Origin of the sequence: Xanthobacter autotrophicus, from assembly GCF_030015065.1 — a bacterium.
GTDB lineage: Bacteria > Pseudomonadota > Alphaproteobacteria > Rhizobiales > Xanthobacteraceae > Xanthobacter > Xanthobacter autotrophicus_D.
In genome coordinates this window covers 1-11,538 of the sequence record NZ_JAIVFN010000134.1, presented here as the reverse complement: position 1 = coordinate 11,538, position 11,538 = coordinate 1, and the positions used below count along the sequence as shown (strand labels likewise).

8 protein-coding genes are annotated in these 11,538 nt (G+C 67.3%); 6 read left to right on the top strand and 2 right to left on the bottom strand.

The genetic code is table 11. The features are described 5' to 3' along the window. Positions 1-54: 54 nt before the first annotated feature. Positions 55-2,019 (bottom strand): long-chain fatty acid--CoA ligase, encoded by a 1,965-nt coding sequence (locus K9U40_RS19830; RefSeq protein WP_282891843.1) that lies wholly within the window; start codon positions 2,017-2,019, stop codon positions 55-57. 8 nt (positions 2,020-2,027) lie between these two features. Further along, on the bottom strand, positions 2,028-2,870 hold the full coding sequence (locus tag K9U40_RS19825; RefSeq protein ID WP_414114899.1) for an ABC transporter ATP-binding protein: 843 nt from the start codon (positions 2,868-2,870) through the stop codon (positions 2,028-2,030). A gap of 220 nt (positions 2,871-3,090) precedes the next feature. On the opposite strand from K9U40_RS19825, the gene K9U40_RS19820 reads away from it, so the two are divergent. From K9U40_RS19820 to K9U40_RS19795, 6 genes are all read left to right on the top strand, one after another. Beyond that, entirely contained in the window at positions 3,091-4,674 is a 1,584-nt protein-coding gene (locus K9U40_RS19820; RefSeq protein WP_282891842.1) for an AMP-binding protein, read from the top strand. Positions 4,675-4,953: 279 nt separating this feature from the next. Further along, a complete protein-coding gene (locus K9U40_RS19815) occupies positions 4,954-5,664 on the top strand; it encodes a TetR/AcrR family transcriptional regulator (protein WP_282891841.1) in 711 nt (236 codons plus the stop codon). A gap of 218 nt (positions 5,665-5,882) precedes the next feature. Next, entirely contained in the window at positions 5,883-7,490 is a 1,608-nt protein-coding gene (locus tag K9U40_RS19810; RefSeq protein ID WP_282891840.1) for a carboxyl transferase domain-containing protein, read from the top strand. Positions 7,491-7,689: 199 nt separating this feature from the next. Then, positions 7,690-8,478: an enoyl-CoA hydratase/isomerase family protein gene (locus K9U40_RS19805; protein ID WP_282891839.1), complete on the top strand. Its 789-nt coding sequence runs from the start codon at positions 7,690-7,692 to the stop codon at positions 8,476-8,478. Positions 8,479-8,491: 13 nt separating this feature from the next. Then, a complete protein-coding gene (locus K9U40_RS19800) occupies positions 8,492-10,492 on the top strand; it encodes an acetyl/propionyl/methylcrotonyl-CoA carboxylase subunit alpha (RefSeq protein WP_282891838.1) in 2,001 nt (666 codons plus the stop codon). A 14-nt stretch (positions 10,493-10,506) separates the two neighbouring features. Continuing rightward, complete coding sequence (locus tag K9U40_RS19795; RefSeq protein ID WP_282891844.1) at positions 10,507-11,412, top strand: hydroxymethylglutaryl-CoA lyase; 906 nt, start codon at positions 10,507-10,509, stop codon at positions 11,410-11,412. Positions 11,413-11,538: the final 126 nt, after the last annotated feature.

Genomic DNA, 11,538 nt, shown 5'->3' with positions numbered 1-11,538 from the left:
CCCCTCCCCCGCAAGCGGGAGAGGGAGCAACCTTGGTTTGAGCGCTCATTCCCATCACGCCGCCCTCCTCTTCCCGTCGTCCTTGCGGGGCGATGGCGCGCCGAGGTCGATCACGTCGAGCTTCGTCTTGATGCGCTGGCGCGTGCCGTCCTGGAAAGTGATGGTGGTGTCCACGTCGATCACCTTCTCGCCCCCATACATGGCGTCGATGATGGGGCCGTAGCGCTCGTTGATGACGCCGCGGCGCACCTTGCGGGTGCGCGTCAGCTCGCCGTCGTCGGCGTCCAGCTCCTTGTAGAGCAGGAGGAAGCGGCCGATGCGCTGCTTCTCCGGCAGGGTGCGGTTCACCGCCTCCACCTCCTTGCGCAACAGCGCGATGACTTCGGGCCGCGCGGAGAGGTCCGTATAGGTGGTGAAGGAGATGCGGTTCTTCTCCGCCCATTTGGAGACGATGGAGAAGCGGATGCAGATGAGCGCGGCGAGGCTGTCGCGCCCGTCGCCCAGCACCACCGCCTCGGCCACATAAGGCGAGAACTTCAGCTTGTTCTCGATATATTGCGGCGAGAAGCGGTCGCCCTGCGCCGTCTGCGCCATGTCGCGGACGCGGTCGATGACCACGAGATGGCCACGCGCGTTGAAGAAGCCGGCATCGCCCGTGCGCATCCAGCCGCCGTCCACGAACGACTTGGCGGTCTCTTCGTCATTGCGGAAATAGCCGGTGAAGGCGTTGGCGTGGCGCGTCACCACCTCGCCGAGCCCGTTCTTGTCGGGATCGTCGATGCGGATCTCCACCCCGTCGAAGGGCACGCCCACGGTGTCGAAATCCACGTCTTCCGCCTTGTGCAGCGTATAGGCGCCGAGCAACTCGGTCTGGCCGTAGAGCTGGCGCATGGGCACGCCCAGCGCCAGGAAGAAGCGGAAGGTGTCCGGCCCCAGCGCCGCACCGCCGGTGGCGGCGGACTTCAGGTGCGAGAAGCCGAGCCGGTCGCGCAGGGCGCGGAACAGGATGAAGTCCGCCAAAGGCGAGCGCCGGCCCTGCTCCAGCGCCTTGAGCCCCAGCTTCATGCCCAGCTCGAACATGCCGCGCTTCAGCGCCGAGGAATCCATCATGCGCGAGCGCACGTCGGCGGCGATCTGCTCCCACACGCGGGGGGCGAACAGCACGAAGGAGGGGCCGATCTCGCGCATGTCGGCCATGAGCGTCTCCTGCTCCTCCACGAAGTTCACCTTCATGCGGGAGATCAGCGACTGACCGAAGGCGTAGATCTGCTCCATGATCCACGGCATCTGGAGCACGCTGACATATTCGTCGGCGCTGGTGCGCGGGTCCATGTCCAGATAGGCCCGGCAGTGGCGCAGCAACGCGCCGCCCGCGAGCATGGCGAGCTTGGGATGGGAGGTGGTGCCCGAGGTGGTGCACAGGATGGCGATATCCTCGCCCTTGCCCTGCGCCACCAGCCGCTCATAGGCTGCGGGATCGCGCGCCGCCTCCGCCGCGCCACGCGCTTCAAGATCCTTCAGCGAGATCAGGCGCGGGTCGTCGTATTTGCGGATGCCGCGCGGGTCCGAATAGACGATGTGGCGGACGGTGGGGATCTTCTCCTCAAGGGAGAGCAGCTTGTCCACCTGCTCCTCGTCCTCGGCGAACACCACCGCCACGTCGGCATAGGTGACGAGATAGGCCACCTCGTCGGCGAGGGCGTCGCGATAGATGCCGAGGCTCATGCCGCCCAGCGCGTGGGTGGCGATCTCGCCCATCAGCCATTCGGGGCGGTTGTCGCCGAGGAGGCCCACCACGTCGCCGCGGGCGACACCCAGCGTGGTGAGACCGAGGGTGATGTTGCGCACCCGCTCGGCCACCTGCGCCCAAGTGTAAGAGATCCAGATGCCGAGGTCCTTCTCGCGCAGCCAGGTGTCGTTCGGGTGGGTGCGGGCGTTGAGCGCCAGCAGCTTCGGCATGGTGTCGTGGACGGCAACGTCCGGATAAGCGGCGAGGGGAGCGGCGATCGCGTCGGCCATGGCGTGCCTCACGCAGTCATGGCGGCTGGCGCCGCGTCGTCGAGGTCCTCCTCGCCCAGATAGGCCTTGCGCACATGGGGATCGGCCAGCACCTGCGCGGGCTCGCCCTCCACCAGCTTCCGGCCGAAATCCAGCACCATCACGCGATGGGAAATGTCCATCACCACTCCCATGTCGTGCTCGATCATGATGGTGGTCATGCCCCACTCCTCGTTGAGATCCACGATGTAGCGGGCCATGTCCTCCTTCTCCTCCAGGTTCATGCCCGCCATGGGCTCGTCGAGAAGGATGAGCTTGGGCTCCAGCGCCACCGCGCGGGCCAGCTCCACGCGCTTCCGGAGGCCGTAGGAAAGGGTCCCGGCGGCGGCCTTGCGCACATGCTGGATGTCGAGGAAGTCGATCACCTCCTCCACCTTGCGGCGATGCTCCAGCTCTTCCTTCTGCGCCCCGCCGATCCAGTAGAGCGCGCCGGTCAGGAAGTTGTTCTTCAACAGATGGTGGCGGCCGACCATGATGTTGTCGAGCACGCTCATGTGGCTGAACAGAGCGAGGTTCTGGAAGGTGCGACCAATGCCGATGGCGGCGCGCCGGTTGGGCTTCAGCCGCGTCACATCCTGACCGTCGAACACGACCCGCCCCTCGCTGGGCGTATAGCGCCCGGAGATGCAGTTCAGCATGGAGGTCTTGCCGGCGCCGTTCGGCCCGATGATGGAGAACAGCTCGCCATGGCGCACATGGAAGCTCACGTCGCTCAGCGCCTTGAGGCCGCCGAACCGGAGCGAGATGTTCTCGATACTCAAGAGGGCAGCCGTGCCCGGATCAGCCCCAGCCGAAGCTGCTGGTAGCGACATATTCCCCTCCCTCATTCCCGTACACGGGGCGGCTTCTCTGAGCCATTGTCTCATATTGTGAGACGCTATTGATCACCATTATCCAGCGGCAACTCGAATGTTTCAAGAGCATCCGGACAACTTCGAAAAAATATTGCCAACACCCCCTATTAGTCTCACATTATGAGACATGACTGCACCTTTGGATCCCAACTCTTCCTCCCCCAAGGGGGCTCAAAGCTTGTCCCGTGCCGTTGCCGTCCTGCGGGCGGTGGCCGACGCGCCGACCCATGGCGCACGGCTGGCCGATCTCATGGCGCGCACCGGCCTGTCGAAGCCCACGACCCACCGCCTGGCTGCGACGCTCGTTCACGAGGGCCTTCTCGCCTATGATCCGGCAACCCGCCTCTACACGCTCGGCGTCTTCTGCCTGAGCCTCGGCCGCCGCGCGGGCACGATGCCGGCGGAAACTGCGACGGAACCCGATGCCGCATCGGTTCCGAGCCTGTACCAACGGCCGGAGTATCGTGGAGACGCCATTGCCCTCGCTCATCTGCTCTGCGACCGGCATCTGCCCGGCAAGCGCTCGCATCCGGCCATGATCCATGAATCCGTCTCGGGCCAGACTTCGGAACTGAGCTTTGGCAGGCTTGCCGAATATTCATCACGCTTTGCCCGTGTATTGGCGACCATCGGCATCAGGAAAGGCGATTGCGTTGCCGTCATGCTGCCCAAGGGCGTCGAGCTAATCATCGCCGCGCTCGCCATCTGGCGGGTCGGCGCCGTCTACATGCCGCTGTTCTCCACCTATTCCGCCTCGGCGGTGAACGCCCGCCTGGAGTCGAGCGGCGTCAAGGCCATCGTTGCAAATCGGGTGCTGGTGGAGCGCGCCCGCAAATACATCAAGCCGTCAACGCCGGTCTTTCTCGTGGAAGGGGACCACATCAACCGCATAGAAGGCCGGGTCACCCAGTTCTGGTCATCGATCTACGAGGCCGAGCCGTTGGCCGAATCCGCGACCTATGCGGCAGACGACCCTTTCATCATGACCTATTCAACAAAGACGGTCGAACCCAGGTACGGCCTGCTCACCCCCGTCCGCGCCCTGGCCGCAATCGAGCAATATATGCGTCTCGGGCTTGATGTCCGGGACGAGGACGTGTTCTGGAACATGACCGACCAGGGCTGGGAATACGGGATCTTCTACGGTCTCGTCGGCCCGCTCCTGATCGGCAGCTCCATCCTGTTCTGCGATGGACCCTACGATGTCTCGCAGGGCTATCGCGTCCTTTCGAAATTCCGTGTCACCAACCTCACCGCCGCACCCTCCCAGATCAAGGCCTGGTGGCGCGGCGATCCCACCACCGCGTCGCACCAGCTCGCGCTGCGCGTGGTGACCGTCGGCGGCGAGCCGTTGCCTCGGGACATCATCGCCTGGGTGACGCAGAAGCTCGGCGTGCCCCTGATCAACCAGTACGGACACCGCGAAGCGGGGATGATCATAGGCATGAAGCATGATCCGCATGACCCCCGCTCCCTGAACCGGGTTTCCGTCGGCCAGGTCGCCCCCGGCTTTTCCCTGGTCGTACTCGACGACAATGGTGCAGAACTGGGCGTAGGCACCGAAGGAATACTGGCAATCCACGTCCGGCGCTCACCGCTTTTCTGGTTTCGTGCCTACAGGAAGGACGAGGCCGCAACGAAAGCCAGATTCAGGTTCGGAAGCGCCTATTACATCATCGGGGATACCGGCCACATGGATGCCGACGGCTGTGTCCACTACAGCGGACAGGCATCCCACGCCATCTCGATGCACAAGGACTGATGTCGCGTCCTGTCGGTCGCCATGACTGCGTCTCCCTTGGTTCTTCGCGCCCCGCTTATGCGGCTGGCTTGGCGCATGCCCGGTCGTTCTGCCGGGCTCAAGAAACAATCAAGCGTTCTTTTTTATTGTGGTCAAGCGGCAATTCTTGTCGCAGGATGCCATTGCCGAGCAGGGGCGGCGCACGTCAGACTAAAATCGCCCTCCGGCCGGATCCTCGATCCGAACGTCCCACCTGCTCCCGACCGCCCGGCGGCCGGGCGCCCAGAGTTCCAGAAGGCCATGGCGCGCACCATCGGTTCCAACGGCGCCCGTACCGCCGAAGCCATCCGCCAGGCGGGCGTCAAGCTCATCTACAAGCACGGCTACGAGGCCATGAGCCTCAGGCAGCTCGCCGCCGAGGTGGGGCTGCAGTCCGGCTCGCTCTACAAATATTTCGAGAACAAGCAGAACCTGCTGTTCGACATCGTGCGCGACCACATGGAGGACCTGCTCGGCAAGGCCGAGGCGGACCTTGCGGGCATCACCGACCCGCTGGCGCGGCTGAAGACCTTCTCCGCCTTCCATTTGCGCTACCACATGACGCGCATGGCCCATGTCTTCATCGCCAACATGGAGATCCGAAGCCTGGAGGACGAGCACCGCGCCGTGGTGGTCGCCCTGCGCCGGCGCTACGAGGGCCTGCTGGAAGAGATCCTGCGGCAGGGCGCCAAGGACGGTGTGTTCCAGGTGCGCGAGCCCAAGGTCGCCACCTACGCCATCATCTCCATGCTCACCGGCATCTGCATGTGGTACCGTCCAGGCGGGCGCCTCTCCCAGGACGAGCTGGTGGAAATCTATACCGGCCTGGTGGTGAACGGCGCCACGGGACCCGGCGCGGCAGCCGCCAAGCCGTTTGAAGCCAATCCGCTTGAGGCCGTCACCGCCCAGCCCCGCGACGGCGGAACGCGCGCCAAGCCGCGCGCCGCGCGGCCCAAGGCAGTCCGCGCGTAAGACGGCCCGCGCGTAAAAGCCCTTTTCACGCCGCATGGCCCTTGCGCGCCCAAGAAAAAAACGTACGATCGTTTCTAAGCCGGCACTGACCGGCACCGGAGGATGACACGCCCACCCGCCGCCCGCCCATCAAGGCGACGGGCGCGCGTCCCTCTCCGTTCGGTCGGCAGCAGATGTGCCGGGGTCACCGGCCAGTCTTTTCGGGGGCGAGAGCGCTCATGGCGATCATTGAGGACGCGGTGGACCGCCGCTCCGACACCTTCCGTCGCAACAGTCAGGCCCTGGAGGCCTCCGTCGCCGACCTGCGCGCCACGGTGGAGCGCGTCGCCGAGGGCGGCGGGGAAGTGGCGCGCGAGCGCCACCTGAAGCGCGGCAAGCTCCTGCCGCGGGACCGCATCCGCACCCTTCTCGATACCGGCTCACCGTTCCTGGAGCTGTCCCAGCTCGCCGCCCACGGCATGTATGGCGACGAGGTGCCGGCCGCCGGCATCATCACCGGCATCGGCCGGGTCTCGGGCCGCGAATGCGTCATCGTCGCCAACGACGCCACCGTGAAGGGCGGCACCTATTATCCCGTCACGGTGAAGAAGCATTTGCGGGCCCAGGCCATCGCGCGGGAAAACCACCTGCCCTGCATCTATCTGGTGGATTCCGGTGGCGCCAACCTGCCGAACCAGGACGAGGTCTTTCCCGACCGCGAGCATTTCGGCCGCATCTTCTTCAACCAGGCCAACATGTCTTCCGAGGGCATCCCGCAGATCGCGGTGGTCATGGGCTCGTGCACGGCGGGCGGCGCCTACGTGCCGGCCATGGCCGACCAGTCCATCATGGTGAAGAACCAGGCCACCATCTTCCTCGGCGGCCCGCCTCTGGTGAAGGCCGCCACCGGCGAGGTGGTCACCGCCGAGGAACTGGGCGGGGCCGACGTGCACACCCGCACCTCCGGCGTCGCCGACCACATGGCCGAGAACGACGCCCACGCGCTGGGCATCGCCCGTTCCATCGTCGCCGATCTCAACACCACCAAGGCCCATTCGCTGGACATCCGCGAGCCGCGCGCGCCGCTCTACGACACCAGGGACATCTACGGCATCGTCTCGGCCGATCCCAAGCAGCCGTTCGACGTGAGGCAGATCATCGCCCGCATCGTGGACGGCTCCGAGTTCGACGAGTTCAAGCCGCTCTACGGCCAGACTTTGGTGACCGGCTTTGCCCGCATCTTCGGTTATCCGGTGGGCATCGTCGCCAACAACGGTATTTTGTTCTCCGAGAGCGCGCTGAAGGGGGCGCACTTCGTGGAACTGTGCTGCCAGCGCAATATTCCCCTCGTCTTCCTGCAGAACATCACCGGCTTCATGGTGGGGCGGAAGTATGAATCGGGCGGCATCGCCAAGGACGGGGCGAAGTTCGTCACCGCCGTGTCCTGCGCCAGCGTGCCCAAGTTCACGGTGGTGATCGGCAATTCCTTCGGCGCCGGAAACTACGGCATGTGTGGGCGCGCCTTCGATCCCCGCTTCCTGTGGATGTGGCCCAATGCCCGCATTTCAGTGATGGGCGGCGAACAGGCCGCCGGCGTGCTCGCCCAGGTGAAGCGCGACGGCATCGAGGCCCGCGGCGGCAAGTGGTCGGCGGACGAGGAGGAGGCGTTCAAGGCGCCCATCCGCACCCAGTACGAGGTGCAGGGCCACCCCTATTACTCCTCGGCCCGGCTGTGGGACGACGGCGTCATCGACCCCGCCGACACCCGCATGGTGCTGGCGCTGGCTTTGTCCGCCGCGCTCAATGCCCCCGAGCGGGAGACACGCTTCGGCGTGTTCCGCATGTGATGGCGCTGCCCTGCTCGCGCACCGCCCCTTCCTTCCCCCGGCGGGCTCCCTCTCCCGCTTGCGGGGGAGGGGTGGGGAGGGAGAATGCGCCACTCTCCACCGTGCACCGCCTGATCCATCGGCCCAAGTCCCGCCCCCACCCTAACCCTCCCCCGCAAGCGGGAGAGGGGACGCCAGCGCGGCCAGCCAGGAACACCCCATGAGCCTTCAAACCGGCCTTCACACCGCCGTCGAGGACGGCGTCGCAATCATCACCCTGGATCGGCCGGACGTGCGCAACGCCTTCGACGATGCGCTCATTCTCGCGCTCACTCGCGCCTATGACGCCGCCACCGTCGATCCGGAGGTCTACGCCGTCCTGCTCCGGGCCAACGGCCCCGTTTTCTGCGCCGGCGGTGACCTCAACTGGATGCGCCGCATGGCCACCTATTCGCGGCAGGAGAACCTTGCCGACGCCATGGCGCTGGCAACGCTCATGCGCACCATCGACCTGTGCCCCAAGCCCACCCTGGTGCGGGTGCACGGCTCGGCCTTCGCCGGCGCCACCGGGCTGATTGCCGCGAGCGATATCGTGGTGGCGGTTCCGGAGGCGGAATTCGCCGTCACCGAGGTGCGCATCGGCCTCATCCCCTCGGTCATCAGCCCCTATCTGGTGCGGGCCATGGGGGCGCGGCAGGCGCGGCGCTATTTCCTCACCGCCGAGCGCTTTTCCGCCGAGACCGCGCTCGCCCTCGGCCTCGTTCACGAAGTGGTGCCGGCCGAGGAGCTGGACGCCGCCATCGCCCGGCATCTCAAGGCGTTGAAGGCCGCGAGCCCCGGCGCCATGGCCGCCACCAAGGCGCTGATCGCCGCCGTGGACCGGCCCTTCGACCAGACCGTGATGCAGGATACCGCCCGCCGCATCGCCGACCAGCGCGCGAGCGCGGACGGACGCGAGGGCGTTTCCGCCTTCCTCGAAAAAAGAAAACCCACATGGGGGAACGCATGACCTGGGGGGCCGCATGACCCGAGCGATCCGCACCCTGCTCGTCGCCAATCGCGGCGAGATCGCCGTGCGCGTGATGCGCACCGCCAAGGCCATGGGCATCCGCACCGTGGCCGTCTATTCGCAGGCGGATGCCGACGCGCTCCATGTCGCCACCGCCGACGAGGCCTACCCCATCGGCCCGGCGCCGGCCCGCGACAGCTACCTGCGCATCGAGGCCATCCTCGACGCCGCGAGGAAGAGCGGCGCCGATGCCATCCATCCCGGCTACGGCTTCCTGTCGGAAAACGCGGCCTTCGCCGAGGCCTGCGAAAAGGCCGGCATCGTCTTCGTCGGCCCGCCGGCCGCCGCCATCCGCGCCATGGGCTCCAAGAGCGCGGCCAAGGCGCTGATGGACATGGCCGGCGTGCCGCTGGTGCCGGGCTATCACGGCGAGGACCAGGATGCGGGCCTCCTCGCCCGCGAGGCGGAGCGCATCGGCTTCCCGGTGCTCATCAAGGCCTCCGCCGGCGGCGGCGGCAAGGGCATGAAGGTGGTGCGGTCGGCGGAGGACTTCCCCGACGCCCTCGCTTCCGCCCAGCGCGAGGCCAAGAGCGCCTTCGGCGACGACCGGGTGCTGGTGGAGAAATATCTCACCACGCCGCGCCACATCGAGGTTCAGGTTTTCGCTGACAGCCACGGCAATGCGGTCTATCTCCACGAGCGCGACTGCTCCATCCAGCGCCGTCACCAGAAGGTGGTGGAGGAAGCCCCCGCCCCGGGCATGACGGCGGAGCGCCGCGCCGCCATGGGCAAGGCCGCGGTGGATGCGGCGCGTGCGGTGGGTTATCGCGGCGCCGGCACCGTGGAATTCATCGCCGAGGGCGAGCATTTCTACTTCATGGAGATGAACACCCGCCTGCAGGTGGAGCATCCCGTGACCGAGAGCATCACCGGGCAGGACCTGGTGGAGTGGCAGATCCGCGTGGCCGAGGGCGAGACGCTGCCCCTCGCCCAGGCCGACATCCCGCTCAAGGGCCACGCCATCGAGGTGCGCCTTTATGCCGAGGACCCGGCGCGGGATTTCCTGCCGCAGGTGGGCCGGCTCGACCATCTGGTGCTGCCCTCCCACCTTCAGGGCACGCGGGTGGATACGGGCGTGCGCTCGGGTGACACGGTCTCCATCCACTACGATCCCATGATCGCCAAGATCATCGTCTCCGGCGCCGACCGCACCGAGGCGGTGCGCCGGCTGGACGCCGCCCTCGCCGCCACCGAGGTGGTGGGCCTTGCCACCAACCGGGTGTTCCTCAAAGCCATCGCCGCCCATCCCGCCTTCGCCGCGGCGGAGCTGGACACCAATTTCATCGCCCGCCACCAGGACCAGCTCCTGCCCCCGCCCCGGCCGGTGGACGACACGGTGCTGGCGCTGGCCGCCCTCTCCATCCTGAAGGAGGAGGCGCGCCAGTCGGCGGAGGCGGTGGATGCGGCCGACCCCTGGTCGCCCTGGGGCCTCGCGCCGGGCTGGCGGCTGAACCGTGACGCCCATGTGGACCTCACCTTCGCCGACCGCGAGCGGCGCATCACCGTGCGTGCCCATTTCCGGCCCGCGGGCTTCATCCTCTCGCTGCCGTGCGGCGACATGAGCGTGGAGGGCGACGCCGAGGCTGACGGCACGATCCGCGCCCGGCTCGATGGCGTGGCACTCTCCGCGCGGGTGATCCGCAGCGGCGCGCACCTCACCGTGTTCGTGCGCGGCGGGGAATACGGCGTCGAGTTCATCGACCCGCGCCTCGCCTCCCAGGCCGCCACCGGCACCGCCGGCCGGCTCGTCGCGCCCATGCCCGGCACCATCATCCGCATCGCCGTGGAGGAAGGCCAGGAGGTGGCGAAGGGCGCCGCTCTGGTGGTGGTGGAGGCCATGAAGATGGAGCACACCGTCGCCGCCCCGCGCGACGGCAAGGTGAAGGCGCTGAAATTCGCCGTGGGCGACCTCGTGGACGAGGGCGCCGAGCTGCTGGTTCTGGAGGACGCGTGATGGCAGCCCCCGTGATGACCCGCCCGGCATCGGTGCGCATCGTCGAGGTGGGCCCGCGCGACGGGCTCCAGAATGAGCCCGGCCTCGTGCCCATCGCCGCCAAGGTGGCGTTGATCGACGCCCTCGCCGGCGCCGGATTGAAAGTGATCGAAAGCGGCTCCTTCGTCTCGCCCAAATGGGTGCCGCAGATGGCCGACACTGCCGAGGTGCTGGCCCGGATCGACCGGCGCGACGGCGTGCGCTATCCGGTGCTCACCCCCAACCTGAAGGGGCTGGAGCTGGCGCTCGCCTCCGGCGTGGAGGAGGTGGCGGTGTTCGCCGCAGCGTCCGAGGCCTTCAGCCAGAAAAACATCAACTGCTCCATCGCCGAGAGCCTGGAGCGCTTCGCGCCCGTGCTCGATCTTGCGAAGGCAAACGGCGTGGCGGTGCGCGGCTATGTGAGCTGCGTGCTCGGCTGCCCCTATCAGGGCGAGGTGCCGGTGGCCAAGGTGGTGGAGGTCTCCGAGCGCCTCGTCGCCATGGGCTGCTACGAGGTCTCGCTGGGCGACACCATCGGCGTCGGCACCCCGGACAGGGCGAAGGTCATGGCGCGGGCGGTGGCGGACCAGATCGGCGTCGCGCGCACCGCCCTGCATTTCCACGACACCTACGGGCAGGCGCTGGCCAATGTGCTGGCCTGCCTGGAGCTGGGCATCGCCACGGTGGATGCGGCGGTGGCCGGCCTCGGCGGCTGCCCCTACGCCAAGGGCGCCTCGGGCAACCTCGCCACCGAGGACCTCGTCTACATGCTCGACGGCCTCGGCGTGGAGACCGGCGTGGACCTCGACGCCCTCGCGAGCGCCGGCCGGGCGATTACCGCCGCTTTGGGCCGCACACCGGCCTCGAAGGTGGCGCAGGCGCTGGCTGCCAAGGCCGGGTGAGGCGGGCAGTACCCGTCGCATGTGCTTCGGCTGAGCGCGATGGAACCCTCTCCCGCCCGAGGCCGGAAACATCCGGCCTCGGGCCTTAGGAGCTGAACTCGGCTGTTGCCGAGTTCAGGCGGGGGA

Coding starts and splice junctions, on each gene's coding strand:
- K9U40_RS19830 (WP_282891843.1), bottom strand. CDS start 2,019: ATGGCCGACGCGATCGCCGCTCCCCTCGCCGCTTATCCGGACGTTGCC.
- K9U40_RS19825 (WP_414114899.1), bottom strand. CDS start 2,870: ATGTCGCTACCAGCAGCTTCGGCTGGGGCTGATCCGGGCACGGCTGCC.
- K9U40_RS19815 (WP_282891841.1), top strand. CDS start 4,954: ATGGCGCGCACCATCGGTTCCAACGGCGCCCGTACCGCCGAAGCCATC.
- K9U40_RS19810 (WP_282891840.1), top strand. CDS start 5,883: ATGGCGATCATTGAGGACGCGGTGGACCGCCGCTCCGACACCTTCCGT.
- K9U40_RS19805 (WP_282891839.1), top strand. CDS start 7,690: ATGAGCCTTCAAACCGGCCTTCACACCGCCGTCGAGGACGGCGTCGCA.
- K9U40_RS19800 (WP_282891838.1), top strand. CDS start 8,492: ATGACCCGAGCGATCCGCACCCTGCTCGTCGCCAATCGCGGCGAGATC.
- K9U40_RS19795 (WP_282891844.1), top strand. CDS start 10,507: ATGACCCGCCCGGCATCGGTGCGCATCGTCGAGGTGGGCCCGCGCGAC.